The sequence below is a fragment of the Caballeronia sp. NK8 genome (assembly GCF_018408855.1).
In the GTDB taxonomy this organism is placed as follows: Bacteria; Pseudomonadota; Gammaproteobacteria; order Burkholderiales; family Burkholderiaceae; genus Caballeronia.
Map to the genome: position 1 here is coordinate 425608 of NZ_AP024326.1, position 26719 is coordinate 452326.

Genomic DNA, 26719 nt, shown 5'->3' on the forward strand with positions numbered 1-26719 from the left:
TGAACTTGAACCTCGTCATCGACGGAAGGAAGCCATTCTCCAGGCCCGAAACACGCGCGGTGAAACGATCCTTCCGTCAGGGCAATCTATACCAGCGCTAATGAAATTCTGGCACGCATCAGTAGTCCCACTGCACCGGTATGAAACGAAAGCCGTCACCGTTCTTTGCGACGTGACCGATGGACGGGAACGCGATATGTGCAGCGGCCAGCAGAGCGCCCGTTTTAGCGGCTTCGTCCAGCAGCGCCACCCGTACGTCCGCGGCCACTTCGGGATCGTGCTCGAAGCCATTCTGCCAATCGGGATGGTCGAAACCGACTTCGAAGATCGCGTCGCCTACGAAAGTCAGCCTTTCTCCGCCTGATGCGACGTCCACGACGCAGTGTCCCGGTGTGTGCCCACCCGTCACGCGCGCCTTCACGCCCGCCGCGACCTCGACGGTCTGATTGAACTGCACGATGTTTTCGCTGTATCGCTCCATGAACTTCGCGGCAGCCTTGCGAAGCGCGGGGGGCACCGTTTCCGGCATCACTGTCCTGGTGAAGTCCGGATTCTTCCAGAATTCCACTTCCGCAGCCGACACGTGGATGCGCACTTCGGGGTTCAGCCTGGCCTTGACTCCGTCGACGTTCAGCCCACCGACGTGATCCATGTGCATATGCGTGATCACGATATCGGTGATCGCTGCCAGGTCGATGCCGGCCGATTCCAGGCGCATGACCGATCGACCGGCACGCGTGAAGTATTCGAAACCGTCACCCACGCCTGAGTCGATCAGGATTACGCGTTCTCCGCTGCGCACGAGCGCAATATTCAACGCCCAGTCGAACGTGTCACGTTGCAGGAAACGACCGTCGAACCAATCATTGCGGTCAGCTTCGCTCGCGTTAGTGGACATGGTGGAGGTGGGCAGCGGCAGAATGCCGTCGCTGATCATGACGACGTCGACGTCGCCCACGCGCACGGCGTAGCGCGACGGCACGAGTTCGCCAGAACCTTCCTTGCCAAAGCTGGCGGTAACCGGCCGGACGTTGCGGGTTGTTTCTCTCATTTCAGTACTCCTTTTCCTTCGGTGGGTAAGCCGCACTGGGCGGCCGGCTCACGAGCACGGTCACGCATCTGACGCTTCGGTTTGCCCGTGATTCGACCGACCGCGTGACAGATGCTACTCATGAGAGAAGATCGCCAGTAGCATCGCGATTGCGTACAGGATGTTGTCCCACCGGCAACAATCAACGAGGACCGGTACGACGGCGCCGGCCTCGGCTTTGTCGACGGCCTCACGCGGTCATGAGTGTCGCCTCCTCACCAACGAGCGTCCGGTGCGGGCCATCGTCGTGCAGCGCCCGCGCGATCGGCATGGTTCGCTCTATTCAAGAAAGCGTGCCGATCGCTTCGCTACTCGCCGCGCGCAAGGCTCGCCGCGACCGCCTCATCCGCGCATTGCAACAAGCCCTGAATCAGGCGCGCTCGCGGCGATGCCCTTTGCCACACCATGCCGAAGCGGCGCGGTTCCGTCCGAACCGGCAACGCGAGCCGCGCGACGGAAAGCGCCGACGTCATCGGCGAGACGATGTCCGGCACCAGCGACACGCCGAGGCCGCGATCGACCATCATCGCAATCGCCATCAGCGCGTTCAGCTCGAAAAGCTCGTGCGGCACGATGCGTGCGGCCTGCAAGTACCGATCCGCCTGCTTGCCGCCGCCGAGCGTGCGGTCATAGCGGATGAACGGCTCGCGCCGCAGCAGTTCGTGCGGGTCTTCGTGCGCAAGCCGCGCCGGCGCGAGCACGACGAGCGGCTCCTCGCGCAGCAGATGCCAGTCGTATGCCTTGGGCAGCGCGAACGCGGGATGCAGGCAGATGGCGACATCGAGATCGCCGCGTTGCAGCGTGTCGTAAAGCTCCATCGAGGTGCCCGCGCGAATCAGCAACTTCGCGCGCGGGAATTCGCGCGCGAAATTGGCCAGCACATCGGGCAGCAGGCTCAGAAGCGCCGTCGTGATCGTGCCGATGCGCAGTTCACCCGTCGCCTCGCCTTCGAGCGCATGCGCCTTCAGATCCGCGAAATCCGCGACGAGACCCCGCGCCCGCTCGATCACGCGATGCCCCGCCTCGGTCGGCATCACGGTGCGGCCGGAGCGCACGAAGAGCGCGATGCCCAGTTCGCGCTCGAGCGCCGACATCTGCTGCGCGATCGCCGCCGGCGTCACGCCGACGCGGCGCGCGGCCTCCGCCATCGATCCCGTATCGACGACGAGCAGCAGATTGGAGAGAAATGCCGTGTCCATCGGATAGATTTACTTTTCTTTAAAGATAGCTGTGGATAGTTTATCTAAAACGTGAGCATCCGTAGACTGGGCGGCATATCGAAAAATGAAGGGAGACACATGAGAAGCAAGCTCTTCGTGCCGGCCTCGCGCCCGGAACTCTTCGCCAAGGCGCTCGCGAGCGCCGCCGACGCCCTCTCGTTCGATCTGGAAGACGCTGTTTCGCACGAGCGCAAACCGCAGGCGCGCGCCGATTTGCGCGCGCTGCTCGCCACCGACGACGCCCTCGCGAGCGACAAGACGCTCATCGTGCGCGTCAATGCGCTATCGACGCCGCACTTCGCCGCCGATATCGACGCCGTCGCGCGCAACGGCGTGTCCCTGATCAATCTGCCGAAGCCCGAGCATCCCGACGACGTGCTGGCGGCCGCCGCGGCCCTCGAAGCCGCCGAGCGCGCGAACGGCGTCACCACGCCGATCGGCCTGCTGCTCAACGTCGAGTCGCCGCGCGCATTGCACATTGCCGCGGAACTGGCGCTCGCGCATCCGCGCGTCGCGGGCTTGCAACTCGGCCTGGGCGACCTGTTCGAGCCGCTTTCGATCGCGCGTCGCGAAACGGCCGCGATCCAGCAGGCGATGTTCGCGCTGCGCATCGCGGCAGGCGAAGCCGACGTCTTCGCCTACGACACCGCGTTCGCCGACATCGAGGACAGCGACGGCTTTCGCGCCGAGGCGCGGATGGCGCGCGCATTCGGTTTCATCGGCAAGAGCTGTATTCATCCGAGCCAGATCGCGATGGCGAACGACGTGTTCCGTCCATCCGATGACGACATCGCGCATGCGGTGCGCGTGGTCGAAGCCGCGCGCGAGGCGGATGCGAAAGGCATCGGCGCGTATCTCGTCGACGGAAAGATGATCGACCCGCCCTTTGTCGAGCGGGCACGCGTGCTCGTCGCGGATGCCGTGCGGCTGGGTCTGCTCTCTGAAGCTCAGCGCGCCTCGGCAAGAATCTGAAAGGAGAAGGTTTCATGGAACAGAACGTCGAACGCGGCGGGCCGCTGGCGGGCGTGCGCGTGCTCGATCTGAGCGCCTATATCGCCGGTCCTTACGGCTGCACGCTGCTCGCGGATCAGGGCGCGGAAGTCATCAAGATCGAACCGCCCGCGGGGGATAACCTGCGCAAGTATCCCTCGACGCTCGAAGGCGAAAGCCGCGCGTTTCTCGGCGTGAATCGCAGCAAGCGCGGGCTCGTGCTCGACCTCAAGCAGGCGGACGCGCTCGACGTGCTGATCGCACTCGTGAAAGAGGCCGACGTGCTCGTCCACAACTTTCGACCGAGCGTGCCCGCGCGGCTCGGCATCGCGTACGAGCAGCTGCGCGCGATCAATCCGCGCCTCGTCTATTGCGCGGTGACGGGCTATGGCGAAACCGGTCCGAACAAGGACAAGGCGGGCTACGACCAGGTGCTGCAAACGATGACCGGCATGTGCACGCTGCAAGGTGCGGCCGGCGGTCCTCCCGAAGTGCTTTACGGCTCGGTCGTCGATTACTACGCGGCGGCGCTCGTCGCATCGGGCGTGTCGTCGGCGCTGTTCGCGCGCGAAAAGACGGGCGAAGGGCAATACGTCGGCGTGTCGCTGCTGCGCAGCGCGCTCACGATGCAATCGGCGCGCATGATCTGGGCGGACGGCGAGCCGAAGGACGTCGGCCGCGACATGCGCTCGGGCGGCATCACCGGCATTCATCCGACGCGCGAAGGGTATCTCTATCTCTCCGCGAACACGCCGCATTTCTGGAAGTCGCTGTGCGCGCTGACCGGTCTCGATGCGCTCGCGGCCGACGAACGTTACGACACGGTGCGCAAGCGCGCGGTGCACCGCGATGAGATCGTGCCGAAGCTGCACGCCGCGCTCGCGCAACGCACGGCGCTCGAATGGGAAGCGCTTTTCGGCGATGCCGTTCCGTGCGCGGCCGCGCGCAGCGTCGAAGACATGTTCGACGATCCGCAAGTGCTCGCCGAGGACATGGTCGCGCGCTTCGACTATCCGGGCGTGGGCGCGTATCGCGGATTCAAGCATCCGGTGCGCTTCACTTCGACCCCCCTGCCCGAGCCGTTCGCCGCGCCCGCTTTCGGCCAGCACAGCGATGCGCTGCTGCGCGAAGCCGGCTTGAGCGATGCAGCAATCGAAGCGCTGCGTACGAAGCGCGCAGTGCTTTGAGCGGAGACTCTTCGTAATGAAATGCGATTCCCACATCCATATCTATGACCGCGCGTTCCTGAAGCCGGGCGATGCCCAGGTCTTCGTCGAGCATGCCGATGTCGCCGCGTACCGCCAGGTGCGGTCGAAGCTCGGCACGCAGCGCGTCGTGATCGTCACGCCGCGTGTGTACGGCACGGACAATGCCGTTACCGTCGACGCGATCCGTCAGCTCGGCATCGACAATGCGCGCGGCGTCGCGGTGCTCGATCCCGACGTCACCGACGACGAACTGGATGCGCTGAACAAGGGCGGCATTCGCGGCATCCGCTTCACGCTCTATACGGCGCAGAACGCGGCAGTCGGCTTCGACATGGTCGAGCCGCTCGCCCGGCGCGTCGCGGAACTCGGCTGGCATGTGCAGCTGCACTGGACCGCGGAGCAGATCGTCGAGCACGAAGCGCTGCTGCATCGCCTGCCCGCGAAGATGGTCTTCGATCATCGCGCGCGCCTGCCGTCGAAAGACGGCGTGCGGCACGCGGCATTCGGCATCGTGCGCCGTCTCGCCGATGCGGGCCGCGCCTGGATCAAGCTCTCCGGTCCTTATCTCGACTCGGCGGCAGGCCTCGGCAACCGCTACGACGACATTATGCCGATGGCCCGCGCATGGGTGCAAGCCGTGCCCGAGCGCCTCGTGTGGGGAAGCGACTGGCCGCACGTGACGGAGACCCACAAGCCCGACGACGCGTTCCTGCTCGACCTGCTCGCCGAATGGGCCGAAGACGATGCGGCACGCGAACGCATCCTCGTCAAAAATCCCGCCGTGCTCTACGGCTTCGCAATCTAAAAGAACAAAGACTTCAGGAGACACCGCATGAAATCCGCCGCCGCACCGACGCCCGTGCGCAAGACACGCTTCACCGAAGCGACCATCCGGCTCTTCGAGCGCGTCATCCCCGATCCTTTCGTGCTCGCGATACTGATCACCGCGATCGTCGCGGTGCTGTCGCTGATCTTCGCGCCACATGCTTCCGTGCCCAAAATGATCGGCGGCTGGTACAAGGGCTTCTTCGACATTTTCACGTTCGCGTTCCAGATCACGCTCGTGCTCGTCACGGGCCATGCGTTCGCGCACGCGCCGCCCGTGCAGCGCGTGTTCAAGGCGCTCGTGTCGATCGCGCGCACGCCCGCGCAGGCGGGCGCGCTTACCTTCGTGCTCGTCGCGGTGACATCGTTCTTCAACTGGGGCATGGGCCTCGTCGTCGCCGCCTTGCTGGCGCGCGAAGTGGCCAAGCGCATGCGCGTCGACTTCGCGTGGATCGTCGCGGCGGGCTTCTCCGGCTGGGTCGTGTGGGCGAGCGGCATTTCAAGTTCCATCGCGCTCGCGCAATCGACGCCGGGCAGTTCGATGAATGTCGTGCAAAAGCTGACGGGCGCCGTGCTGCCCTTCGGCGAGACGGTGTTCACGCGCTTCAATCTCGTGCCGACGCTCGTGATGCTCTTCGCCATGCCTTTCGTGCTCGCCTGGCTCAAGCCGCGCGATGAAGACGCCGTCGTGCTCGACACCGCCAGGCACCCCGACGAGCCGATCCGCAAGCGTCCCGACGGCAAGCTGAGCTTCGCGCGCTGGATCGAGCATTCGTGGATCGGCAGCGCGTTCATCGGCGCTGCGGGCATTGCGTTGATCGTCCTCACGCAGTTCCAGCACATCGCGTTTTCCGGCGTGAATGCAGTGATCTTCGTGATGTTCATCGCCGGTGTGATCCTTCACGGCTATCCGCTCGCCTATGCGGACGCGATCAGGAACGCGGCGAAGCAGACCGGCTCGATGATGCTTCAGTACCCGCTCTACGGCGGCATCATGGGCATGATGGATGCGACCGGCCTGCCCGACGTGATCTCGCACTTCTTCATTGCCATTTCCAACGCACACACGCTGCCGTTCTGGAGCTACGTGTGCTCGCTCATCGTCACTTTCTTCATTCCGAGCGGCGGCGGACACTGGGCCGTGCAAGGTCCGTTCGTCGTGCCTGCCGCGGTCGCGCTGCACGCCTCGGTACCCGCGACGACGATGGCCGTCGCGATGGGCGAGCAGGTCTCGAACATGATGCAGCCGTTCTGGGCCGCGCCCGTCGTCGCGATGGCGGGCGTCGGCGTGCAGCGTGTACTCGGCTTCACGGTGATGACGTTCGCCGTCGGCCTGATCGTCTACGGCGCGGCCTTGCTGATCTTCGTCTGAAGCGCGATGAACGGTGCGCATCGGCGGCGCGTGGCACCCTGACTCGCGCTGACGCCGGCGCAACGCTTCGACTACGCGTAGCGCCGCGCTTCGTCCATCAGTTCCGGCGCGCCGATGATCGCGTTGATCTCGTCGAAGTCGGCCATGCGCTCTTTCCACGGCGCACTCGTGCGATGCTCGCGCAGGCTGCCGTAGAAGCCTTGCAGCGCATGCGCGACCGCGCGCGCCGCGCCGCCCGGAAAGATCACGATGCGAAAGCCGCGTGCCGCCAGCGCATCGGCGCTCTGCACCGGCGTCTTGCCCCCTTCGACCATATTGGCGAGCAGCGGCACGCGTGAGGCGAAGCGCGCACAAGCCGCATCCATCTGCTCGGCCGAGCGCAGCGCTTCGATGAATAGCGCATCGACGCCCGTTTCCAGATAACGTTCGGCGCGTTCGAGCGCGGCATCGAGACCCTCCACCGCGAGCGCGTCCGTGCGAGCCAGAATGAGCGTGTCGCTGCGTTCACGCGCATCGAGCGCGGCGCGCAGCTTGCCGCACATTTGCGCGACGGGAATCACGCTCTTGCCGTCCAGATGACCGCAGCGCTTCGGGAAGGTCTGATCTTCAAGCTGAATCATTGCGGCGCCCGCGCGTTCGAAGCCACGAACCGTGCGCTTGACGTTCAGCGCATTCCCAAAGCCCGTGTCGGCATCCACGATGACCGGCAGCGACACCCGCTCGGTGATGCGCGCGAGCGTATCCGCGACTTCGGTGAAGGTCGTAAGACCCACGTCGGAGCGTCCCAGCTTCGTATAGGCGATCGACGCGCCCGACAGATACAGCGCATCGAAACCGGCCTGCTCGGCGATCAGCGCGGAAAGCGCGTCGTAGACGCCGGGCGCGAGGACGGTTCCGTGCGCGAGTTGTTCAGCGAGAATCATGCGTTACCGCTCCTTGACGCTGTAGCGCTGCTTCAGCAAATTGAAAAGCCCGCCTGCCTCGGCCATGTCGAGCAGGAACGAAGGCAAAGGCTCGCAGACGAGCGTTGCGCCGCCGGCGCGCGTAATGCGCGCGTGCAGCGGATCGATGGCTATGCGCTCACCCTCTTCCATCGCTTCAGCCTCTGCGCACGTGAGCAGCACGAGTCCCACGTTGAACGCGTTGCGAAAGAACAAGCCGCTGAACGCGGGCGCGATAACCGCGCGCACGCCGAGCCGCACGAGCGCGGCCGGCGCCTGCTCGCGCGACGAACCGATGCCGAAGTTCGGCCCCGCCACGATGACGTCGCCGGGTCGCACGTTCGCCGCGAACTCCGGGCGCTGCCGTTGCAGGCAATGCCGCGCGATCTCGTCGATGCCGAATTTCATGTACGCGCCGGGCGCGAGCGCATCGGTATCGATGTCCGCGCCGACGCGCCAAACGCGATGCGTCTCGATGCCTTCGCTCATGCCCCCTCGGCGGTGCTCTCATGGCGCAATCCCGATGCGATCGCTGTGGTGCGACAGGACCTGCACGCGACTTCGTCAGTGCTGGGTCGGAGGGCACTTGGCGTGTCCTCTGTAGCCGATGCTTCAACACCGAAATGGCGCAGTTCGGCGACATGCACGGATTCGAGCAGGAGAGCTTTACACCGCTTCGGCTGCGCGACCTGGACGACAACGATCACGAATTTCACTTCCGCAGCTTGTTGCTCGGCGATCAGCTATCCCTGGAGGCATTCGAGCTTGCGGGCGACGATCAAGCCACGGGCTACCGCTTTCAGATTCTTGGCCAAGCCGATGCGGAGCCGTTCGCTCTGTTTTGGGTCAACTGATCCAGAAGATGAAGCGGGCATTGGCATAACGCACCTCAAAGCGGATGCCGACAACTTGTAGCTATGCTCGATAGCTTCGTTCTCACGGTGATTCTCCGTTCCTTGAAGGACATGCGTTCCAGGGAAATGATAAAGCGCTCGTATCGACGTAGGGTCGGATCGTGCGTTCCTCATTAGGAACAGGTCAACCGCAGACGTTCTCACCGAAACGACTCGGAAGCGTCGGTCAGAGGGAAACTTCTGCGGTCAATGCATCCCAAGGCGCGGTCAGACGGCCCTCTTCACGCACGATCAGACCCGCGTTCTCCAGAATCGCTACATCCTCGTAGACCCGTTTGTAGTCACGATTCAGGGCGAGCGCGAGTGCCTTCACGCTCTCTGCGCCTTCGCGGTGAAGATGGCGCAACATCTCAAGGCGTTTCGGCGACAGCGCAGCCAGCATCTCCTCCAGCGACAAAAAGGTCACATGCCGCTCTTCAAACTTTTCGCCGGCTTGCGCGCGGCTGAAGGCCGACGCGAATCGACGCCCCATATCACGAGCACCAGCCACATGCACATTAAGCTTGCTCATGTTTCACCTCGCTCACGTTCAACATCATCCAGGAAATCAGCCACCATCTCCTCTACCGACGAGAAGGCATATGGCTGTTCACGGTCGCGATAGTGCCTATCGTTGCCCTTGCCGCGCTCGTTGTCGTAGCCGATGATTCTTTGGCCATCTCGGTCATAGAAAAGGCTGTACTTCAGACCATGACGTCTTTCAGCATCGCTCTCGGGCAATCGCCAGATGCGCATTTCGAGTTGTTTCCGGACACCCGCCGGCCACACATGCTCAACGGCGACTGACCCTGATCGCGACACGCTCACAATGTGTCGGCATGCCAAGGCCCCGAGCGGCGCTTTCTCTTGTTTGACGAATTAGTTTGCCTCAGCGTTAGGCCTGGCAATCCGCTAGATTGAGTCGTTGGGAGACCTCGCTCGACAAAACGTAGGACTGCACCCGCCTCTGACAATTCTAACTTGACATAAGTAACAAGATCGGTTTTTATATCGTTATCCTAATTACTGTCTGGGGCGGTAGCAACCCGAGTATCGGCTCTGGCGCTCTTTCGGCGGGCGGCGACTGTCCGATACATCGGAAATGACCAATCCGTCCCGGTGCAGGTCAGGGCTAATTGGCAGAGTTGGTGGTATTGACTGCTCCTTCGTAAACCTACGGGACGACCTTGCCGACTCAGCCTTTTGCGCCACCCGAGTTGTCGGAGATCGGAAAACTAGGCAGCTTACGCGCAAGCGTCGAGACACATCCGCGAGACGAAAGGAACACCATTATCGCAACGCTGCCTCCGCATGCGCGAGCGTTGTTCGAGACGCTTGCCGAACGTTTTTAAGAACTCTTCTTGCCCGAAGCGGGCGCGGTTCTAACGCCCGTTACGTTGGGGTCGAAGAGGACGACGGAAGGCGACAGGGCTACCGTAGCGCTTGAAGTCGGCGTAGGCACCGGGCGTCATCACCTCCGCGCCGATACATCTGGATGGCCTTCTGACGATTGAGCGTCGCTCCAGTGCTCGGCGCCCCCCACACTCCCTCCCAATACAGCCCCAAGTTGTGTGCGGAAGCCTTGTGGCCCAAGTCAACCGCTCGTTCGTACAGCGTGCGTGCAAGATCCGCGTCAGCATCTATCCCCCTGCCGATCCGTGCGCTGTCTGCGAGCGCCGCCGCCGCGATGCCGCGAAGCCGACCGTCGGCGGTGTCGTCCTTCATCACGTCTTCAAGGATCGCGTTGCCACTTGCGTAGTCCGTATCACCGCCGGTCGACGTGACGAGGGAGATGGCAAGTGCAACCCGCAACGACGCATGGCGATTCACGCCTACACGATCGAGAAGGCGACGTCCCAAGATTGGCGCGCCTGAGAGGGGGCTGGTCAAGAGCGCGTTCGCTACCGCGGCCAGTGATTCAAGCGAGAGAAAGCCGGTCTTGTTCGCGGCAATCACGTGCTTGAAGAATTTCTCGACGTCCAGCATCGGGTCTGCGCTGCGAAGCTGTTGCCATTCCCGTTCAATCTGTCCTACCCAACTTTCCGTCTGCATGGTGAGGTGTTTTCTGGTGAAGACTGCACCGTATTCTAGCTCACCGCATATACTCTGGTAGCGAGGCCGTTCGGTGAGGAAGTCATGCGGGCTGATGACGGCGATGCTCGAACGCGACTGTTAAAATGGGTCGACTGATTTCAGGCACGCACGATGGGATTCGAACAGCTCGCTGCGCTCAAGACGCAGCTGAACCAAGGCGGGAACCGCAAAGAAGTTGCTTCACGGTTGACGTCATCTCCAGTGGACGCCACACGGGAAATCAAGCAGCCGCCGAAGCCTTCACGAACGTCTGCTGACGCAGCCGCGCGCGCAGTCACCACGCTGCAACGACATTTCCCGCACGCCTTTCCGCACAGACCCGCACCAAAGATTCCTCTCAAGGTTGGGATTCTCAAGGACGTGCTTGCCCGAGCGGCGTCGCTTGGATTGAGCGAGCGAGACGCTCGTAACGGCGTGAAGCTCTGGTGCCGCGGCCAACGCTATTGGACCTGTCTCGTTGAAGGCGATATGCGCGTGGATCTTACCGGGGCAATCTCTGGCGTTGTCACCGCCGTCGAAGCAGAGTACGGCAAAAGTCAGGAGAAGACTCGGCTCACGCGCACGCGGGAGCAGATTGCGAAAAGTCGTAATGGTCAACCGCGTTGACCGGCAAACCACACTTCAATTGCAGACTTGACTGGACATAAATTTGTCCCCGTTTTCGGTCGGGCCGCGAGAGCTTGTGCGAGCAGGGGTTTGCCAGGCAGGGGATTGTTGCAGACAAGGGCGGAAGCGAGTAGGATTAAATCCTACTGACTGGAGGGTGCCATGAGAACGACGCAGCAGATGAGCATCACTTTACCCAACGAGATGGCCGAGTTCGTCCGCACAAAAGTCGCAAGCGGCGACTACGCGTCTGACAGCGAAGTGCTGAGAGACGCGCTTCGCGCGCTCCGCGAGCGTGACCGTGCCGTCGAAGCGTGGTTGCGAAACGAAGTCTTTCCTGCAGCGCAAGCCCTTCGGAACGATCCATGCCGTGCACTGTCAGCCGATCAGGTACGTGCTGAGCTGAAAAAGTCTCGCACACGCCACGAATGAACTGGCACGTCCAGTTTGCGCCCGAAGCGCTCGATCAGTTGCGGAGACTTGAGAAGCGAATCGCCAACGCTGGCGCTCCGCTCACGGCAGAACGCTACGTTGATTCGATCGTCGATTTCTGCATGAAACTTCAGACATTCCCGGCACGTGGTGTCGCACGCGATGATTTGCTGCCCGGACTTCGAGTCACTCATTTCCGCAAGCGAGCCATCATCGCCTATACGTTGGATCCGGAGGTTGTCTCGATAGTTGGTGTCTTCTACGGGGGCCAAGATTACGAAGCAGCGCTTATCCCTGATGAGGACCAGTGAAGCAACGTGCGACGGCGACTCACAGCAACGGACCTATTGTTCGTTTGACACAACTAACATTATCGGTTTTTTAGTAAATGACTAACTCGTACCTTGCTTCGCTAGCCTTTCCCATTCTAAAGTGTCGGCGTGACGGTGGCGCCCATTTCGGCCAGCAACTCGACGATCAGATGCTCGTAGTGCTCGATGTGCCGGGTCCGCTTCAAATCGACGATCGGCGCTGACACCCGGTCGCCGAATAGCATCACAGCCATTGACTGGTTGTCCTGCTTTGACATCCACATCAGCCCTTGCGCATCGGGCATGTTCTGCCATACCCATAGCGCCCATTCACGCGTGCGTGGATAGTCGGTCTTGTCGCCATCGAACAGATCCGATGACGCCAGGCCCGGTCCACGCAATCCCGTCGCGGTCAGATTGGCCAGTTTCAGGTCGGCTAACCCGATCTGGCTTAGATGCAAAGACGAAGCAAGATCCCGCTCGAGGTCGTGCTGATAACCGGCAGACGGCGTTGGCACGTCATGCAGAACCACTTCCATGATCGCCCCTCGCTCAGATGCGGCGGCGTAGATTGTCGGGATGACCTGCCCGTTGTCCGGTCGATGTAGAGGACTGAAACGAGCGTTGCCCAGACCGGAATCGTTGAAAGCGTCCGGCGCGTAGTTGCCTGTCGCCGAGTCGAGCGGATGAACACGGAACCACGTACCAGAAGAAACCTTGCCGAGCGTGAGCGCAGACGCAGGCGGCGGAAACACCAGACTACCCATGCACCGCCCCCACAACGTGGTCCTTCGCCGCTTCGATCACCGCTTGCGGATTCGTTGCGAGCACCTCACGCGGGCGCTTGCCGCGCAGCATACTGTTCGTCGACTCGAACCAAGAAGCGATTCGAAACGGCCGGTAGCCCGCAAAAATTCTGAGGATCTCCGCAACTTCGGGGATCGGGTTGCCGAGCTCGTCAAAGGCATACTTGGGATAAAGCGTCTGGCCTGCGCGTTCAATCGAAAAAATCTTGCCCTCCCTCTTCCACCGGCTCGTCACTGCATGCTGATTCGTCGCGTCAGGATTTTGACGCTCGCCGACCCTTTGTGCAGTCAACCACGTCGTCCCGTTGAGTACCGCTTTCACCGACTTCGCTTCCAATTCTGCCCGCGAGTCAGTCAAGAGCGTGACCGGAGACGCGTCGATAAGCCCCTGCAACACAAGCCCTTCCTGCTCACTGACGCTTAGGCGGACCTGGCGTGTCATCTCAACCTTCGCTGCCGGCGTGAAATCCGCTGTCTGGATCTTGTCGATTAGCATTGTCGCAGCCGCGCGAGTGGCGTCGAGCGCCATCACGTAGCGACCGACATCGCTGGCGACCGCCTGGGTGGTATTCCCCAGCGGCGATAGCGACGCAATGTGCGCGGCGGCCGCACCCTTCCGATCCGCCGATTGCGCTTTGGCCATGTTCGTCCTCAAATTAGGATTGTGATGATTTCTATATTTATCACACTTCTCACATTGCAAGTGATCGCGGCATGAAGCGCTGGAATCTTTCGATCGTTCGTCGCCGAAGCAAACGTTTCGCGTGAAACTAATGACGTTTCGACCCTAAATCGCAAATGGCGGCGTAACGCGTGGTGCTGAAGTACTCGCGCTACCAGGCGTCGACGCGCCTCATGACCCGCCTGATCGACGCGGGAGATCCGCTCGACGAACGCGCGCAGCGCGGCGAAGTGATTGCGCGTGTACGCGGCGCGGGTTGTGACGATCTGCGGTTTGGTTGGCCATGGGCCGCGGCTTCTTTTTTGTTCGATGGGAGGCCGTTTAGACAGAATGTAGGTGCCTACCCCAATTCGCCCATTAAACCCAATGGTGATCATACGAATTATCACCATTGAATTGTGGTAGGGGTTTCGTAGCCCACGCTTCAAATCGTTCTATATAGTAGGCGCGCGCTCGGCTGGCACGCTGGCGCCCACGACGCGGCATCTAACTTGCGCTGACCGCAGGACACCTGCATGCCGCAGGCAAACCGGAGAGCGACTATGAATGAAGATCAGGTTAAGGGCGTCGGCGAGAAGGTCAAAGGCAAGATCAATGAGGGCGTTGGCAAAGTGACGAACGACCCCGTGCAGGAAGCAAAGGGCGACGCGCAGCAGGTCGAGGGCGAAGCGCGTAAGAACGTCGGTGACGCCAAGGAGGACTTGAAGGACGCCACGGACGATACGGCGAAGCCGTAATTGCGATCGCGCGCAGGTTGCCAATCTGGCTCGACACTTTAGTCCGCAGCATTCACCGCCCGCGTTGAGCGGGCGTTTTGCTCCCGGTAAAACAGCGCGATCTTCCTTGCTCAGGAATTAGACGCGTTGTCGGAGCTTCTTGAACGGCCCCGCCAGTGGATTATCAAGAAGGCACTGGTTCAGTTTCTTGCGCGCGAGGCAGAGAAGCGACGCCTGATTCAGGAGGGTCTTGATGACGTCACCGCGGGCCGTCCGCTTTCGATGGAGCAAGGGAGACTCGACAAGACCCGTTGAAAGAGGCCGTTGCGCTGCCTGGCCGGCGGTGCCCCTAACATTCTGCCGCCGGAGCTCTTTCGCCCTCTTACCTTGTGCCTCTCGACGCTCTACGCGTGCCCCCGTTCCGCCTCTGAACAACGTTAACCTAACGAAGGCTCGAATGGCGAGATTGCTCGTTGAGGGGTTCGGGCGGACGCGCGAGGTCGGTTGAGTCGTCGTCGATCTTCGCGAGTCTGTTGAGCAAGTCGGTTACCGCGGAGAACTGGTGATGCATAAGATGACGGCAGCGCGAAAGTTGCTCAAGCCGCCTGCGCCAATAAAGAAGCGGGAGCGCTGAATTGGGCTCCTGTAAGACCGCTTCGATAGCGAGCCGTATATGGGAGATATCGGCGTCGATCATTCGGAGTTGAAAAGCGCCAAGGATGTTGGTGTCACGGGTGTCCACCTCTCCATAACGGCAGGCGACTACTATTGCTGAAGCATGCATTTAAGTAGCGTCCTCGCAAGCAGCAACGCATGCAACTGCGGAGCGACCCTCTTTCGCCCTGGCAGGCTTGACTTCGAACACCATTGGATATGCTTTCACGGCGGAAGGTGCACACAGGGCTAAAAAACTGTGCAGCGATGCCGTTATCCACCGGTAGGGTCGGCATCAGCCATCAATCGATCCCACTACAAATACGTACCGCACAAAGCAATGACGGGGGAACCAAGGCCATGTTGAAGCCAAAAATAAATGTTTTTATCGCTGGCGATGCTTTATTGGCGGCCAAGAAGAAAGTGGTCGACCAGTGCGTTGAGAACGCTAAGGCTGAAGGCTCGAGCCTGGCCGCGGCCGAGAAAAAGGGGGCGAGGCTGTTTTATGCCTTCGCCAAGACGTGCTACGGGTTCTCTGAGGCGACTACAGCCCAATACCTGCGGGCGTATGAGCGCTTCGTCGATTCCAGGCACCGCGCCGAGATGGAGGCGCTTTTCAGTGCGAGCGAACTCGCGGTTCTCGCTGCCTACTCGGACGACGAACTGACGGAGATCGTGTCGGCGAAGGCAGCAAACCCCCGTCTTACTCGCGACGGAATCAGACAGCTACTGAAGAGCCGCCAGGCAGCCTGAACGGGCACTTCGGCACCGACACCGCGCAGGGCGATCACCCACGAGCAGTTCCGCGACAATCGACGATTCGCGTGAGTAAAGTTCAAGGCGGCCACTTTCGGCGCGTTCTAGTTCGACATAAATCGTTGCGCCATCAAGTTCGGACATGTGTTTCCCCGAACGTTCGCGCGAAAAACACGGAAACGTGCAGGCTGCGTTGGCTGCGGAACTGGCCAACGAGTTAAAAGCCGAAGTAACGCACTAGCACGGTGTCGCCCAGCCCTCTGCCAAAGCCGTTGCCCTAACGCTGAGACGAGAAAATGAGATGACGTCGTCGAGGCCTGGGCGACAAGACCCGACGAAGAGGAATATCATCCGGAATTGATAGAGCAACGGCAGCTAGCAGGGATGAACGAGTACAGGGTTACTGATATTGAGAACGCCATCAACTACTGGCGATCGCGGCAGGCGGCGACAGATGACTTCGCTGTCTGCCCCAGAGCAAGAGTACTGCGGACGTGTATGGAACGATGATCTATCATCAACGAGAGCGCGTCGAAGCGAGAAACCTGACGCCAGAACAAAATGAAGCGATAGGTCTGGCGCTCGCCCAGAAGGAACTTTTTTGATTCCGTCGAGGAGGCGCAAACATGTCAAACGCCCGTAGCGCCTTATTGTGGGTCGACGCGGTGGCCGGCGGTGGACGCGTCGAGATCTATTCGCGAGAGGTACCGAAGGCGGACGCGCTGCGCATGTTTGCGTCAGCCAGCAGCGACACGCGAGCGTTCGAAGAAGACCTCACCGACTGGGTCGCGACGGAGATCGTTGGCGACGTTCTGTACGCCGGCTATTTCTGCCCTAAGAGCAAAGGCTTAGACGAAGAAAAGCAAGTGTCGTTCGCGCTCGTACATGCGTGCGAAGCGATCAGCAAGCATTTTGGCATCGACGCGGGGATCCTCGAGCACGCATTGCGGCCAGAGAATCTGGCAGAGTTGGCCGCGGCACGGGATGCAGAGATCGCATCTCTGGTCCATGATCTTCCAGAACTTACTAAGGACGCCGAGACCGTGCGAGAAAAGCATGCGTCGCTGCAAGCGGCTCTTGCCGATGAGCTTGCGAAGGCGATCGCTTCCGGAAAAATTAAGTCTCACTGAGCATCCAAGACGCGTCAGGCGCTGCCTTGACAATACTGTCGCGTCGGTACCCTAGGTAGTGAGCCGAATATCCTGCTCGGCCGCTACCGATGGAGAATTTGGATGGCTTTTCGTATCGACCCCTCGTCCATAGCGTTCCTGGAAACCCGCCGTGGCATCAACGCCACCGCGACGATCGTGTCTGATGAAGGCGCCAAAATTGGCGAAGTCGACGATATAGCGGAGAAAATCGTCGCCGATGTGACGTTTGTATTGGCGGCCGCCCGCTCGGCGTTTGTTGAAGAGGCGCGGCTTGTAACACCGGTAGTTCTCGGTCGCACCGACCACAACGACGATATATTCTCATCCGAGTACGCGCGAGCGCTTCTTGCGGAAGCGGAGAAAGTCCTGCTATCCAGCATGTGACGGACGGGTCGTCCTCGCACCACGAGCCCGAGTTAGTGTGCCCTCTCGCCCATGCGTCTCCGTGATCGATACGCGTCGGACCGACGTTACATCGTCCTGTCAAAGATTGCGCCGAATACGGATGCGCCGTGATTTGTTGGTGCGGCGCTTGCCGAGAGCGGCGCAATTTGAGCGAGCTTGTCTGCGAGGGCAGCCTCAGAGAACGGCTTTACGATATAGCCGCTAGCACCGGCGCTGATCGCCGCGAGCACGTTTGCACGCCTCTTTTCGGCGGTCACCATCAATACCGGTAGTTCCGCCAGATCCGACTTGCGAATCTCCTGCAGGAGGGTCAGCCCGTCCATGTTCGGCATGTTCCAGTCAGTTATGACGAGATCGAATTGTTGCGCGCGCAACTTCTCTAGCGCTGAAACTCCGTCCTCGGCCTCGTCGATGGTCGTATAACCGATGGCCCTCAGCATTTTTCGGATCAGATTACGCATGGTGGCCATGTCATCGACCACCAACAAACGCGTATTGGCATTTACCATCTGTGAACTCTTCCTTTTTCCACCGTGCCTCTCGGTACGCTTAGAACGTCGACCAGTCGCCGTCAGCCGCTGCCACAACAGCTGTCGGCTTCGGTGCACTCGACGGCTTCAGCACTCTCGTGGTCGTGCCGCTCTTCTTCGCGTGTGCGGCGTGCGGCGTCTGAGGAGCACTGTTACTGAGTAGCTGAACGGCAAGCGTCTGACCGGTGCGGAACACTCCTACGGCGGTGGTGAGTTGCTTCGCTTGGTCCTCCATCGAACCTGCCGCGGCCGCTGCCTCCTCAACGAGCGCTGCGTTCTGCTGCGTCACCTCATCCATCTGTGAGATGGCTTGGTTCACTTGCTCAATGCCACGGCTTTGCTCGTTCGAAGCCGAGGCGATCTCGCCCATGATGTCGGTGACGCGTTGGATGGCAGTGCCGACCCGCTGCATGGTTTCCCCTGCCCGCGCGACAAGTTCCGTACCGGCTTGCACTCGGTTGCCGGACCTTTCGATTAGATCTTTGATCTCCTTCGCAGCGGCTGATGAGCGCTGTGCGAGACTTCGAACCTCGCTTGCCACTACCGCAAATCCACGGCCTTGCTCGCCTGCGCGCGCCGCTTCAACTGCCGCGTTCAGCGCCAAGATGTTCGTCTGGAAGGCGATGCCTTCGATCATCCCGATGATCTCAGCGATCTTCGCGGAACTCTCCTCAATGCCCGCCATCGTGTCGACGACTTGACCGACGATAGCGCTGCCCTCGTTGGCGACGACGTTGGCGGTGTCCGCCAGCCCGCTCGCCTGCTTGGCGTTCTCAGAATTCTGCTTGACCGTGGAGGTTAGCTCTTCCATGCTCGCGGCCGTTTCTTGAAGAGAAGCGGCTTGCTCCTCTGTGCGCGATGACAGGTCCGTGTTGCCAGCAGCAATCTGTTTGCTAGCGCTGGCAATCGCCTCACTGCTCAGCCGAACAGTGCTGACAGTGGCGGCCAATTTATCTTTCATGGCGGCGACGCCGGCAAGCAATTGGCCCATCTCGTTGTGCGTTTTAATCGACACCTCGTGGGTCAGGTCGCCGTCCGATATGTGCTCGAAGTGCTTCAGCGCTTCGGCCAGTGGCGTCATGATGGCCCGGCGCAAGAAGAACCAGCCGAGCGCTGCGGTAGCTACGCCAACGAGCAAGGCCAACACCCCAAGGGTGCGCAGCCCTTTCACGCGGGCGTCGCTCTCGGCCGTCTGACGCTTCGCATCGGCAATTTGGAAATCTTGCAGCTTTTCGAAGGCTTCAATACAACGGGTGTACGACGTCGGCATATCCTGGAACGCAATGCGGCCGACCGCCTCGTTGTCGCCCGCTTCTATCGCAGCGCCGAATCTGTTGATTGCCTGTCGCATAACGGCGCGAGACTCGGCAACGCTCTTTGCGAGTTGGTCCTCATCGGCTCCGCGCGGCAGGGAGTCATACTTGCTGTACCACTCGTCTGATTGACGCATGAATCCATTGGCGCGTGCGATCAGTCCGCCAGCGTCTTTGTCCGCCGGATTTATCGCATAGCGGTCAAGCGCAAGCCGCGCACGAGCGATGTAGTTGTTTGATATGCCGAGGGCGTTGACCGCCGGTAGCGAGTTGTCAGAGATGTCCTTGGCCGATGAATAAGTAGCACTGACGCCGTACAACCCGAAGCCGACTGACAGCGCCAGCAGAAAGCCGAGGAAAGCCATGGTGAGCGCAAGCCGCGCCCGAATCGTCAGGTTGTTCATTGTTCTTGCTTCTAGCGCTCAACAGTAAAGGCAGTGCGATCGCGCGGTCGCGGTGCCTTGCGCTTCTGGGATAAAAGCGATCAGTGTCTATCGGCACCAAACCTCACGCGCTCCAGTGAAATTTTCTACGGCGGCACTGACGGGGACGGACCGGTAACGATGACCGCACACGTGCCCTACGCCTCTCGCATGGCTGACTTGACTTAAGGGCGTTATTGGTAAGCTCCTAGGCATCCAATAGCCGCACAGCGACGCCACGAAGCGATGCAAAAAAGAAATCTGACCAAGTCACAGCGCGCCGTGATGGATTTGCTCGACCAGGGCTTACCGGTCGAGCAGATCGCAAACAGTCTCGGCAAGAGCGCCTTGGCTGTGAAGAAGCAGCTCAACCGGATAAAACGACGGGTCCGAGAAGGAAGGATCGACCCCTCACCTCTGCCGATCGAGCGCGCCGCGAGCGAGCCCCGCATCAACCTCGCGGGCTTCGACGTCTTCCGCCGCGACGCGAAGGAACACGGCGAGCGTCTCAAGCAGCTCTGCCGCGATCGCGGCTTCGTTGGTCTTTATCCACTCGACGGGCAAGTGCCCTCCTCGCTTCAACGGCAAGACGCTGCCCGATGGATATACGCCGCGAACATCGAACTGATCCGGTCGGCCGATATCGTGATGGCGAACCTCGATGACTTTCGCGGGGCCGGTGAACCAGACAGCGGGACGGCTTTTGAAGTTGGTTTCGCGACAGCTCTCGGCAAGCCGGTGTGGGCCTATCGGTCCAGCGAAGAGTCGCTTGTCGAGCGCGTCACGGCCGCGGCGATCGGGACCGAAGGCGGTTTTTGTGCCGGAGGCTACTTCATAGAGGACTTTGGCCTCAGCGTAAATCTGATGCTGGCGTGCTCGGCACACATTATTGTCGGTGGACCTGCTGCTTGCCTCGACGCCATTCGAACTGAGGTCGACGAAGCCCCCCGCATTGGTGGCTTGGGGTTGGCGAAGCGTTAGCTTCGCTGTAGGGTTTGGGGTGAGCGAACTTCAGTATATCGACTTCTATGCCCGATGATATTTGGCTTGTTGCATCCGAACACGCCTATGCCCAATGGCAGCGGGAAGAAGCAACGGGCGCAGATCGCCGCGCGTTCGCCGATCAGTCGATCGTCCAGCACCGTTCGATGTTCTCGCGCTTCAATGACTATCTGATCGCGCACCGCGCAACGGTGGCGAGCTTCGGGACGGACCACATTGATGGCTTCTTCGCTGAACTCGCGCAGGACTGCGCCCCCGGCACGACGACCCGCCTGCGCTACCTAAAACTCATCGACCGGCTCACGCGTCATCTCGTGAACATCGAATTGCGCCGTGACAATCCGGCCGCGCAGATGTTAGTCAACGAGAACTGGCCACAAGACGAGCCAACGCCGATCTATCTGTCACCGGAAGACGATGCACGGCTACAAGCTATGTGCGTCGCAACCGAAGGCGCGGAATTCAAGGACCTGCGGAACACCGCGATCGCGGCGCTGTTCCTCGCGTCAGGAGTCACGGCCGCCGAACTTAGACAACTGCGCGTCGACGACCTCGATATGCATGGCGAGCGCCCTACTGTCTTCGTCGACAAGCACGGGCCGCGGATTGCACGACGGGTTCCGATCGATGCCTTCGCGGTCGACGTACTGCGCAGCTATCACGAGGCCCGCAGCCAGATTCAGCCTCCAACGCAATGGCTATTCATCGCCACTGCGGGCGGCAAACCGATGCAGCCCGACACGATGCTGAAATGCGTCCGTGTGGCTCTACGCAGCGCGAACTTGTCGGCAGCCGACGAGAGTCCACGCTTGCTCAGAAACACCTTCGGTCGTCGGCTGATTATCGCCGGCAAGACCAACGAACAGGTGAGCAATCTTATGGGCTTGTCGAGCCATCGCACGGCTGCTCGCCTTCGTCAAACATTCGTACCGAGCGAGGCGTCCGAAGCACAAGCTTAGCGGTTCGCGGTCGGCCTCGGCCACAACCGGTTGTATCGTACACCGTGACGCGCTTGCCCCTGTCGCGTGGTCCGAGCACGGATCAATACGTTGCGTCAGCAGTCGTCATCGCTTGCCAGATGACTTGTCCCAGTCTTCCTGCAAGCGAAAACGACCGGTCGACTCCGCGCGTCGAGCGGGCGCGCGCGTCACGCTGAAACCACCCTTCAGCCATCTGGCAACGGCTATATAGCCGGCGTGTGAGAACTCGACGATTTTCTCGACCGCTTCCGCTGTCCGTATTTGTTGCGCGATCTCGAGAGGGATTTCACCACAGGCGATTAACACGCCCTTTCCGCTAATCGCCTGCTCTATCGTCTTCCCACGAAAGGAAAGACGTAGCCGAAACGACGGCTGCTCATCTGCGTCTGGCGAATAGGCAACGTCAAGTGTCGAGTCCGCAAAATCGGTCCACAATTCGCCGAGTTCAGGGCATTCACTGCCCGTCAGCTCGGCTGCCCGGTCGAAGCCATCATTCACCTTGGTTATGGACCGGCTGTCGGGGTCAATCAGGTAACACAGAAACATGTCGCCTCCGGCAGTTGAACGTCCATCCCGAATCGCGGCGTTGAGCTCACGCCTTTCGTCTAATGGCTTGGTGCCCCCCAAGGGACGCGAGCCACGGTCCGCGGGAGCGCGCTCAAGCGCGCGGTGTCGCCAATTTCCCGCTTTAAGCATAGGAGCAAAATTAGAGCCCCGGGCGCGGCTTTCTCGTTCGCAAGACCAAAAACGGCCACTTTCTGCCGCTCACCGGGAACATGTACTTGTCACCTGAACGACTGCTCCACATCCAAGACCGGGCTACGGGACGATACGCTTGTCGGCCACCACCAACATCGCTGACGATGTTGGAACGACAGCGATGGTTGAGACTCGTTCGCCGCTTCCGGCTTCCGAAGGATGACCAACCCGTCTTGTGAATGACAGCGAGGCGGGAGCGCAGGCGCACCACCGATGCACGGCGAGCGTCGGCTGTGGCTACGGCACAAGCATTTGTCGTCAGAGGGTGCTCGGCCGATACCGCCGCTTTCTAGTCGCCGGAACCGGTCACTTGAATGCCATTCGGAAGCGGTTGCTTCTCGGACGTGTATGCCGGTACAGCGCCGTCTGCGACTTTCAGGGACTATTGCGATCGTCGTCCGTCTGTGGTTCCGCGTCAGAAAGCCGTGCAAGCGGGAACGTTATCAGGCTGATTAGGGCGCCCAACACGTAGCCGGCTTCGTATACGAGAACATGCGATCATTGGCCCAACTGGGGCAAGCAGTTTCGGCCGCGTGTTCGGGCCGGACCTCCCTAACTTTCAGGTCAGTCAAATGGATCGAGTACCGCCGCACATTCCAAATCGGGCGAAGTTTTGGCGGGAGCCTGCTTTCGCAGGTATCGAGATGCTACAGGCGACCTACCGTACTCATCGGTTTCCGCCGCACGCGCACGACGAATTTGCCTTCGGCGTCATTGAGCGAGGTGCCCAAGCATACCTCGACGCACGTGGACACCGCCTCGTGATGCCCGAACGTACGATCTGCGTCATCAACCCCGGCAGCGTGCACGAAGGGCGACCCGCGCTCGAGGGTGGCTGGGACTATCGGATGATGTATGTGCCGACCGCCGACCTGACGAACATGCTGAACCGTGAGCGCCGGCCATTGAGAGGAACGCTTCATTTCTCCGAAACCGTCATCGACGACCCGCAGACGATGCGATTGCTGTACGAAGCCCATTGTTATTCGGAATCGACCGACATTCATCCTTTGGAAAAGACCTCGCGCCTCACTGTAGCGTTGTTTCAACTGGTCCAGCGGCACGCACAAACAGTTCCGAGCGTCGACGCTTTAACATTGCTGCCGGGGGCAGTCAAACGGGCACGCGAATTCCTGGATGCGCACTTCGTGGAAAACCCGACCCTTGACGCGATCGCAGAAGTTGCCGGAATGAGCACCTATCAGCTTATTCGCGTGTTCAAGCATTCCGTAGGTATGGCACCGCACGCGTATCTAGTCCAGCGCCGGGTCGCATTGGCAAAGCAGCTCTTGCTCAAAGGGCAGCCACTAAGGCAGGTCGCAATCGAAGTCGGATACTGCGATCAGGGGCATCTAACCCGCGAATTTCGACGCTTTTTTGGCGTACCGCCAAGTCGCTCACGCCGGCAATAAGCGCAACTTTATCCAAAAGTACGCGGACGCAGGAATACACAATCTGGGCACGACAATCATCCCAGAGAGCACGAAATGATCGACCTGCGTAGCGATACTTGCAGCCAGCCCACAGCGGCCATGCGAGCAGCCATGGCGTCCGCACCGGTGGGCGACGACGTCTATGGCGACGACCCGACCGTAAAGGAGCTCGAGCGCGAAGTAGCGGAATTGCTGGGCAAGGAGGACGCCGTTTATATGGTGACCGGCACCATGACTAATCAGGTCGCCATCCGGGCCCACACTGAACCGGGCGACGCGGTGCTGTTCGATCAGAACGCACACGTCTATATTCTTGAGGGTGGCGCGCCAGCTGCTTTCTCAGGTGTGCTCCCGCGGCTTTTGCCTGGCGTACGCGGCGTGTTTTCCTCGAAGGACGTGGCGGACGCACTAGGTGTGCCGCATCGATTCTTTCCGGCTACGATCCCCGCCCCGGTCAAGCTGCTATGTCTGGAGAACACTCACAACATCGGCGGGGGGAAAGTCTGGCCGATTGAGCAGCTCGTCGGTGTTTGCGATGCAGCCCGATCGAAAGGCCTGGCGCTGCATCTCGATGGGGCGCGGTTGTGGCATGCAACGGCGGCTACAGGTATTCCCGAGCGCGACTACGCGAAACACTTCGACACTGTCAGCGTGTGTTTTTCAAAGGCCCTTGGCGCACCTGTCGGCTCTGCGCTGGCCGGCCCGCGCGACTTCATCGCTCGGGCACGTCGTTTCAAGCAACAAATCGGGGGTGGCTTCCGTCAGGCGGGCATCATCGCGGCGGGGGCGCTCTATGCGCTGCGTAACCATCGTACCCGTCTGGTGGAAGATCATGAGCACGCGCAAATGCTTGCCCGTGGAATTGCATCTTTGCCAGGGATTGCACTGGATGTTGCGTCGGTGGAAACCAATATCGTACGTTTCGGCGTGACATCGCTGCCCGCTGGCGAATTCGTCGAGAAGCTCCATGCAAAAGGACTCTACGTTCTTCCCTCCGGCGCTGATGCGGTTCGCTCAATCCCGTATCTGAACATCTCCCGTCAGCAAATTCAGCAAGCTATTGAAGTTATCGCTTCCGTCCTCGAGCCTCACTCGGCTGCTGCGGGGACGCTTGGCTCGCAAGCGGGCCGCGGGGCAGCCGCCGGATATTGAACCTTACCCTCCATCCTTTGCGCTGGAACAGCGATTTAAAGGAGACTGTCAATGCCAACCTACATTGTCGCGGCTGCGGAAGGCCGCCTTGACGCTCAACTGAAGCATGCAATCGCTTCCGGCATCACACAGGCGCACAGTGAAGCGACGGGCGCCCAGGCGTTCTTTGCCCAGGTGATCTTCCAGGATATCGCCGCCGGGAATCATTTTCTGGCGGGTCAGCCTATAGCGTCGGACCACATTTTTGTACACGGGGAGATTCGAGCGGGCCGAACGTCCGAGCAAAAACAACGATTGCTCGAGCGTATCGTGACTATCGTGGTTGACGAGGCTCGGACGCCTAGCCGCCACGTTTGGGTCTACCTGTCGGAACTGTCGCCGTCGCAGATGGTCGAATTCGGTAGAGTCCTTCCTGAACCCGGGCGCGAAGCACAGTGGCTCGAGGGGATGTCCGGTGATGATCGAAGATTTCTAGACGCGCTGGGCTGATTCGCTTCATGGTTACGAGCGACGTGGAGGCAACACCGTCCGTAGGCTCGCGTGGCCGGAGGGTTCCTACACCGGCCGTTCGACTGCGATCGCCCGAACGTCGGCAACGAGTCGCGAGTTCGCATTGGCGGACGGCGTGGCAGGTCATTCGCGACACGCTAACGTGCGAACGGCCAGAAAGCGGCGTTCAGCCGCCTGCCATAGTTTGATGCTCGAATGACCGCAATGGCCGAAGCTCGCACACCGGTCATCCGACAGGGCTCGGCCATGAGGCGACGTTCGTCCGAGCGCCCGTAGCGCCATACGAAGGTCAGTTGCAAGCCACCGAACGGTCATTCAGCGAACGAGTTCACGCCCGCGTCCCACATGGCCAATTAACGAGATGGGGGGCGAGTTAAACGGCTGCAGCTCGGTAAAATCGGCGTCCACCCCTGCCGATCATGCCTCCCTGGCATACATGCTATGCCGCTGGGCCCTCTGTTCAGCCTTTCTTGCGCACCCCATCCTCTTGCCTCGGCTTGCCGCGACGCTGGCGATCCAAGCTGCATCGTGTTGAGCAACTTCCACGTACTAGGAGAACCACTATGGGTAAGCTTCAGGGCAAGGTTGCGGTCATTACTGGCGGAAGTAGCGGAATCGGGCTCGCAACCGCGACGAGATTCGTCGCGGAGGGTGCGTATGTCTTCATTACGGGGCGTCGTCAAATAGAACTAGATAAGGCGAAAGCGATCATCGGCTCGAACGTTACAGCAGTTCAGGGCGACATCTCCAACCTTGATGATCTAAATCGCCTCTACGAAACGGTGCAACGCGAGAAAGGCGGTTTGGACATCATTGTGGCAAGTGCCGGATACGTCGCATCTTTGCCAACGGAGTCCGCAACACCTGAACACTTCGACAAGACTTTCGACATCAACGCACGGGGTACGTTCTTCACGGTACAAAAGGCGCTGCCGATGTTGCGCGACGGCGGCTCTATCGTTGTCGTTGCTTCCGGGATGCACATAAAAGGTTTTGCGGACTTCGGCGTTTATGCGGCGACGAAGGCGGCAATCCGTTCGTTCACCCGGACGTGGGCGTCGGAATTCAAAGATCTTGGAATTCGCGCCAACACACTGAGTCCGGGCATGATCGAAACACCGATCGTGGACGGCCTGTTCAATTCGAAGGAGGAGGCGGATGGTGCACGGGCAATGTTCAAGCAGATCACGCCGCTGGGCCGCATTGGCCGCGCTGACGAGATGGCCGCGGCGGCGCTATTCCTCGCCTCAGATGAAAGCAGCTACAGCACAGGCATCGATCTGATCGCGGACGGAGGAATCACCCAGCTATAAAGGGAAAGGGGCAAACAGCTTGACAGGGCGCAATCGGTATACACGAATGCCCTGTAGTGCTTGTTATGGCCCCGATCAACTACGTCGATATTCGCGATGCGATTCGGCCAGGCGCAGCTGGACGCGGCTGTCGCCGCGATAGGTGGAAATGTC

32 protein-coding genes and 1 pseudogene are annotated in these 26719 nt (G+C 60.6%); 21 read left to right on the plus strand and 12 right to left on the minus strand.

Annotated elements, in window-relative coordinates; all coding sequences use genetic code 11:
- Positions 1–118: 118 nt before the first annotated feature.
- Complete coding sequence (locus NK8_RS34705) at positions 119–1051, minus strand: MBL fold metallo-hydrolase (protein WP_061118626.1); 933 nt, start codon at positions 1049–1051, stop codon at positions 119–121.
- Between the two features lie 347 nt (positions 1052–1398).
- The gene (locus NK8_RS34710; protein ID WP_061118627.1) at positions 1399–2289 is read right to left on the minus strand and encodes a LysR substrate-binding domain-containing protein; all 891 of its coding nucleotides are present in this window, start codon (positions 2287–2289) and stop codon (positions 1399–1401) included.
- A gap of 99 nt (positions 2290–2388) precedes the next feature.
- Between NK8_RS34710 and NK8_RS34715 the strand changes: the two genes are divergently transcribed.
- From NK8_RS34715 to NK8_RS34730, 4 genes are read left to right on the plus strand one after another with little or no spacing between them, the layout of a single operon-like run.
- Complete coding sequence (locus NK8_RS34715; RefSeq protein ID WP_213233918.1) at positions 2389–3282, plus strand: CoA ester lyase; 894 nt, start codon at positions 2389–2391, stop codon at positions 3280–3282.
- A gap of 14 nt (positions 3283–3296) precedes the next feature.
- Positions 3297–4487: a CaiB/BaiF CoA-transferase family protein gene (locus NK8_RS34720; protein WP_213233919.1), complete on the plus strand. Its 1191-nt coding sequence runs from the start codon at positions 3297–3299 to the stop codon at positions 4485–4487.
- A 16-nt stretch (positions 4488–4503) separates the two neighbouring features.
- Positions 4504–5313, plus strand: a complete 810-nt coding sequence (locus tag NK8_RS34725; RefSeq protein ID WP_213233920.1) for an amidohydrolase — start codon at positions 4504–4506, stop codon at positions 5311–5313.
- Positions 5314–5340: 27 nt separating this feature from the next.
- Positions 5341–6705 carry a short-chain fatty acid transporter gene (locus tag NK8_RS34730; protein ID WP_061118631.1) on the plus strand — a complete coding sequence of 455 codons (1365 nt, stop codon included), beginning with the start codon at positions 5341–5343 and terminating at the stop codon, positions 6703–6705.
- Positions 6706–6776: 71 nt separating this feature from the next.
- Here the strand turns inward: NK8_RS34730 and NK8_RS34735 are convergent, their stop codons facing one another.
- Both NK8_RS34735 and NK8_RS34740 read right to left on the minus strand, forming a co-directional pair.
- Positions 6777–7628: an oxaloacetate decarboxylase gene (locus tag NK8_RS34735; protein WP_213233921.1), complete on the minus strand. Its 852-nt coding sequence runs from the start codon at positions 7626–7628 to the stop codon at positions 6777–6779.
- 3 nt (positions 7629–7631) lie between these two features.
- On the minus strand, positions 7632–8135 hold the full coding sequence (locus NK8_RS34740; RefSeq protein WP_213233922.1) for a 3-isopropylmalate dehydratase: 504 nt from the start codon (positions 8133–8135) through the stop codon (positions 7632–7634).
- Positions 8136–8269: 134 nt separating this feature from the next.
- Between NK8_RS34740 and NK8_RS34745 the strand changes: the two genes are divergently transcribed.
- Positions 8270–8500, plus strand: coding sequence for a hypothetical protein (locus tag NK8_RS34745; RefSeq protein ID WP_213233923.1), 231 nt, complete (start codon positions 8270–8272; stop codon positions 8498–8500).
- Positions 8501–8726: 226 nt separating this feature from the next.
- On the opposite strand, the gene NK8_RS34750 is transcribed toward NK8_RS34745, so the two are convergent.
- The 3 genes from NK8_RS34750 to NK8_RS34760 all read right to left on the minus strand — a co-directional run bounded on the left by NK8_RS34750 (position 8727) and on the right by NK8_RS34760 (position 10591).
- Positions 8727–9071 carry a hypothetical protein gene (locus tag NK8_RS34750; RefSeq protein WP_213233924.1) on the minus strand — a complete coding sequence of 115 codons (345 nt, stop codon included), beginning with the start codon at positions 9069–9071 and terminating at the stop codon, positions 8727–8729.
- On the minus strand, positions 9068–9295 hold the full coding sequence (locus NK8_RS34755) for a DUF6516 family protein (protein WP_225936614.1): 228 nt from the start codon (positions 9293–9295) through the stop codon (positions 9068–9070). The genes NK8_RS34750 and NK8_RS34755 overlap by 4 nt, the downstream gene beginning before the upstream one ends.
- Before the next feature lie 675 nt (positions 9296–9970).
- Positions 9971–10591: a sel1 repeat family protein gene (locus NK8_RS34760; protein ID WP_213233925.1), complete on the minus strand. Its 621-nt coding sequence runs from the start codon at positions 10589–10591 to the stop codon at positions 9971–9973.
- A 153-nt stretch (positions 10592–10744) separates the two neighbouring features.
- Here NK8_RS34760 and NK8_RS34765 point away from each other — a divergent pair, with 153 nt between their 5' ends.
- From NK8_RS34765 to NK8_RS34775, 3 genes are all read left to right on the plus strand, one after another.
- The gene (locus NK8_RS34765) at positions 10745–11239 is read left to right on the plus strand and encodes a ProQ/FinO family protein (RefSeq protein WP_213233926.1); all 495 of its coding nucleotides are present in this window, start codon (positions 10745–10747) and stop codon (positions 11237–11239) included.
- A gap of 162 nt (positions 11240–11401) precedes the next feature.
- A complete protein-coding gene (locus NK8_RS34770; protein ID WP_213233928.1) occupies positions 11402–11671 on the plus strand; it encodes a type II toxin-antitoxin system ParD family antitoxin in 270 nt (89 codons plus the stop codon).
- Positions 11668–11982, plus strand: coding sequence for a type II toxin-antitoxin system RelE/ParE family toxin (locus tag NK8_RS34775; RefSeq protein ID WP_213233930.1), 315 nt, complete (start codon positions 11668–11670; stop codon positions 11980–11982). Before NK8_RS34770 ends, NK8_RS34775 begins: the two co-directional genes overlap by 4 nt.
- Positions 11983–12098: 116 nt before the next feature.
- Here NK8_RS34775 and NK8_RS34780 read toward each other — a convergent pair whose 3' ends face one another.
- Complete coding sequence (locus tag NK8_RS34780) at positions 12099–12749, minus strand: RES family NAD+ phosphorylase (RefSeq protein WP_213233931.1); 651 nt, start codon at positions 12747–12749, stop codon at positions 12099–12101.
- Positions 12742–13431, minus strand: a complete 690-nt coding sequence (locus NK8_RS34785; protein ID WP_213233932.1) for a hypothetical protein — start codon at positions 13429–13431, stop codon at positions 12742–12744. The genes NK8_RS34780 and NK8_RS34785 overlap by 8 nt, the downstream gene beginning before the upstream one ends.
- A 170-nt stretch (positions 13432–13601) precedes the next feature.
- Between NK8_RS34785 and NK8_RS34790 the strand changes: the two genes are divergently transcribed.
- From NK8_RS34790 to NK8_RS34820, 7 genes and pseudogenes are all read left to right on the plus strand, one after another.
- Entirely contained in the window at positions 13602–13865 is a 264-nt protein-coding gene (locus NK8_RS34790; RefSeq protein WP_213233933.1) for a hypothetical protein, read from the plus strand.
- 147 nt (positions 13866–14012) lie between these two features.
- Positions 14013–14207, plus strand: coding sequence for a CsbD family protein (locus NK8_RS34795; protein WP_213233319.1), 195 nt, complete (start codon positions 14013–14015; stop codon positions 14205–14207).
- A 126-nt stretch (positions 14208–14333) separates the two neighbouring features.
- Positions 14334–14501: a CopG family ribbon-helix-helix protein gene (locus tag NK8_RS34800; protein ID WP_213233934.1), complete on the plus strand. Its 168-nt coding sequence runs from the start codon at positions 14334–14336 to the stop codon at positions 14499–14501.
- Positions 14502–15200: 699 nt separating this feature from the next.
- On the plus strand, positions 15201–15593 hold the full coding sequence (locus NK8_RS34805; protein WP_213233935.1) for a hypothetical protein: 393 nt from the start codon (positions 15201–15203) through the stop codon (positions 15591–15593).
- Positions 15594–15980: 387 nt separating this feature from the next.
- Positions 15981–16201 (plus strand): annotated as a pseudogene (locus NK8_RS34810) (DUF3717 domain-containing protein).
- A 21-nt stretch (positions 16202–16222) separates the two neighbouring features.
- Positions 16223–16726, plus strand: a complete 504-nt coding sequence (locus NK8_RS34815; RefSeq protein WP_213233936.1) for a hypothetical protein — start codon at positions 16223–16225, stop codon at positions 16724–16726.
- A 102-nt stretch (positions 16727–16828) separates the two neighbouring features.
- On the plus strand, positions 16829–17131 hold the full coding sequence (locus NK8_RS34820) for a hypothetical protein (protein WP_213233937.1): 303 nt from the start codon (positions 16829–16831) through the stop codon (positions 17129–17131).
- Between the two features lie 86 nt (positions 17132–17217).
- On the opposite strand, the gene NK8_RS34825 is transcribed toward NK8_RS34820, so the two are convergent.
- Both NK8_RS34825 and NK8_RS34830 read right to left on the minus strand, forming a co-directional pair.
- The gene (locus NK8_RS34825) at positions 17218–17661 is read right to left on the minus strand and encodes a response regulator (RefSeq protein WP_213233938.1); all 444 of its coding nucleotides are present in this window, start codon (positions 17659–17661) and stop codon (positions 17218–17220) included.
- Positions 17662–17701: 40 nt separating this feature from the next.
- Positions 17702–19399 (minus strand): methyl-accepting chemotaxis protein, encoded by a 1698-nt coding sequence (locus NK8_RS34830; protein ID WP_213233939.1) that lies wholly within the window; start codon positions 19397–19399, stop codon positions 17702–17704.
- 264 nt (positions 19400–19663) lie between these two features.
- On the opposite strand from NK8_RS34830, the gene NK8_RS34835 reads away from it, so the two are divergent.
- Both NK8_RS34835 and NK8_RS34840 read left to right on the plus strand, forming a co-directional pair.
- The gene (locus NK8_RS34835; RefSeq protein ID WP_213233940.1) at positions 19664–20398 is read left to right on the plus strand and encodes a nucleoside 2-deoxyribosyltransferase; all 735 of its coding nucleotides are present in this window, start codon (positions 19664–19666) and stop codon (positions 20396–20398) included.
- Between the two features lie 47 nt (positions 20399–20445).
- Entirely contained in the window at positions 20446–21378 is a 933-nt protein-coding gene (locus NK8_RS34840) for a site-specific integrase (protein ID WP_213233941.1), read from the plus strand.
- A gap of 105 nt (positions 21379–21483) precedes the next feature.
- On the opposite strand, the gene NK8_RS34845 is transcribed toward NK8_RS34840, so the two are convergent.
- Positions 21484–21945 carry a hypothetical protein gene (locus tag NK8_RS34845; protein WP_213233942.1) on the minus strand — a complete coding sequence of 154 codons (462 nt, stop codon included), beginning with the start codon at positions 21943–21945 and terminating at the stop codon, positions 21484–21486.
- Positions 21946–22730: 785 nt separating this feature from the next.
- Here NK8_RS34845 and NK8_RS34850 point away from each other — a divergent pair.
- From NK8_RS34850 to NK8_RS34865, 4 genes are all read left to right on the plus strand, one after another.
- Positions 22731–23570 (plus strand): AraC family transcriptional regulator, encoded by an 840-nt coding sequence (locus NK8_RS34850; RefSeq protein WP_063786806.1) that lies wholly within the window; start codon positions 22731–22733, stop codon positions 23568–23570.
- A 75-nt stretch (positions 23571–23645) separates the two neighbouring features.
- On the plus strand, positions 23646–24743 hold the full coding sequence (locus NK8_RS34855; protein ID WP_213233943.1) for a low specificity L-threonine aldolase: 1098 nt from the start codon (positions 23646–23648) through the stop codon (positions 24741–24743).
- A 51-nt stretch (positions 24744–24794) separates the two neighbouring features.
- Positions 24795–25232 carry a tautomerase family protein gene (locus NK8_RS34860; RefSeq protein WP_213233944.1) on the plus strand — a complete coding sequence of 146 codons (438 nt, stop codon included), beginning with the start codon at positions 24795–24797 and terminating at the stop codon, positions 25230–25232.
- A gap of 584 nt (positions 25233–25816) precedes the next feature.
- Positions 25817–26566, plus strand: coding sequence for an SDR family NAD(P)-dependent oxidoreductase (locus tag NK8_RS34865; protein ID WP_213233945.1), 750 nt, complete (start codon positions 25817–25819; stop codon positions 26564–26566).
- The last annotated feature ends 153 nt before the right edge of the window (positions 26567–26719 follow it).

Bases quoted from the DNA above. Each gene is read 5' to 3' on its own strand.
- NK8_RS34705 (WP_061118626.1), bottom strand. From the start codon at position 1,051: ATGAGAGAAACAACCCGCAACGTCCGGCCGGTTACCGCCAGCTTTGGC.
- NK8_RS34760 (WP_213233925.1), bottom strand. From the start codon at position 10,591: ATGCAGACGGAAAGTTGGGTAGGACAGATTGAACGGGAATGGCAACAG.
- NK8_RS34805 (WP_213233935.1), top strand. From the start codon at position 15,201: ATGTTGAAGCCAAAAATAAATGTTTTTATCGCTGGCGATGCTTTATTG.
- NK8_RS34710 (WP_061118627.1), bottom strand. From the start codon at position 2,289: ATGGACACGGCATTTCTCTCCAATCTGCTGCTCGTCGTCGATACGGGA.
- NK8_RS34820 (WP_213233937.1), top strand. From the start codon at position 16,829: ATGGCTTTTCGTATCGACCCCTCGTCCATAGCGTTCCTGGAAACCCGC.
- NK8_RS34735 (WP_213233921.1), bottom strand. From the start codon at position 7,628: ATGATTCTCGCTGAACAACTCGCGCACGGAACCGTCCTCGCGCCCGGC.
- NK8_RS34765 (WP_213233926.1), top strand. From the start codon at position 10,745: ATGGGATTCGAACAGCTCGCTGCGCTCAAGACGCAGCTGAACCAAGGC.
- NK8_RS34815 (WP_213233936.1), top strand. From the start codon at position 16,223: ATGTCAAACGCCCGTAGCGCCTTATTGTGGGTCGACGCGGTGGCCGGC.
- NK8_RS34835 (WP_213233940.1), top strand. From the start codon at position 19,664: ATGCAAAAAAGAAATCTGACCAAGTCACAGCGCGCCGTGATGGATTTG.
- NK8_RS34740 (WP_213233922.1), bottom strand. From the start codon at position 8,135: ATGAGCGAAGGCATCGAGACGCATCGCGTTTGGCGCGTCGGCGCGGAC.
- NK8_RS34715 (WP_213233918.1), top strand. From the start codon at position 2,389: ATGAGAAGCAAGCTCTTCGTGCCGGCCTCGCGCCCGGAACTCTTCGCC.
- NK8_RS34785 (WP_213233932.1), bottom strand. From the start codon at position 13,431: ATGGCCAAAGCGCAATCGGCGGATCGGAAGGGTGCGGCCGCCGCGCAC.
- NK8_RS34840 (WP_213233941.1), top strand. From the start codon at position 20,446: ATGCCCGATGATATTTGGCTTGTTGCATCCGAACACGCCTATGCCCAA.
- NK8_RS34845 (WP_213233942.1), bottom strand. From the start codon at position 21,945: ATGTTTCTGTGTTACCTGATTGACCCCGACAGCCGGTCCATAACCAAG.
- NK8_RS34795 (WP_213233319.1), top strand. From the start codon at position 14,013: ATGAATGAAGATCAGGTTAAGGGCGTCGGCGAGAAGGTCAAAGGCAAG.
- NK8_RS34865 (WP_213233945.1), top strand. From the start codon at position 25,817: ATGGGTAAGCTTCAGGGCAAGGTTGCGGTCATTACTGGCGGAAGTAGC.
- NK8_RS34750 (WP_213233924.1), bottom strand. From the start codon at position 9,071: ATGAGCAAGCTTAATGTGCATGTGGCTGGTGCTCGTGATATGGGGCGT.
- NK8_RS34850 (WP_063786806.1), top strand. From the start codon at position 22,731: ATGGATCGAGTACCGCCGCACATTCCAAATCGGGCGAAGTTTTGGCGG.
- NK8_RS34745 (WP_213233923.1), top strand. From the start codon at position 8,270: ATGGCGCAGTTCGGCGACATGCACGGATTCGAGCAGGAGAGCTTTACA.
- NK8_RS34855 (WP_213233943.1), top strand. From the start codon at position 23,646: ATGATCGACCTGCGTAGCGATACTTGCAGCCAGCCCACAGCGGCCATG.
- NK8_RS34775 (WP_213233930.1), top strand. From the start codon at position 11,668: ATGAACTGGCACGTCCAGTTTGCGCCCGAAGCGCTCGATCAGTTGCGG.
- NK8_RS34725 (WP_213233920.1), top strand. From the start codon at position 4,504: ATGAAATGCGATTCCCACATCCATATCTATGACCGCGCGTTCCTGAAG.
- NK8_RS34825 (WP_213233938.1), bottom strand. From the start codon at position 17,661: ATGGTAAATGCCAATACGCGTTTGTTGGTGGTCGATGACATGGCCACC.
- NK8_RS34830 (WP_213233939.1), bottom strand. From the start codon at position 19,399: ATGAACAACCTGACGATTCGGGCGCGGCTTGCGCTCACCATGGCTTTC.
- NK8_RS34780 (WP_213233931.1), bottom strand. From the start codon at position 12,749: ATGGGTAGTCTGGTGTTTCCGCCGCCTGCGTCTGCGCTCACGCTCGGC.
- NK8_RS34755 (WP_225936614.1), bottom strand. From the start codon at position 9,295: ATGCGCATCTGGCGATTGCCCGAGAGCGATGCTGAAAGACGTCATGGT.
- NK8_RS34770 (WP_213233928.1), top strand. From the start codon at position 11,402: ATGAGAACGACGCAGCAGATGAGCATCACTTTACCCAACGAGATGGCC.
- NK8_RS34730 (WP_061118631.1), top strand. From the start codon at position 5,341: ATGAAATCCGCCGCCGCACCGACGCCCGTGCGCAAGACACGCTTCACC.
- NK8_RS34860 (WP_213233944.1), top strand. From the start codon at position 24,795: ATGCCAACCTACATTGTCGCGGCTGCGGAAGGCCGCCTTGACGCTCAA.
- NK8_RS34720 (WP_213233919.1), top strand. From the start codon at position 3,297: ATGGAACAGAACGTCGAACGCGGCGGGCCGCTGGCGGGCGTGCGCGTG.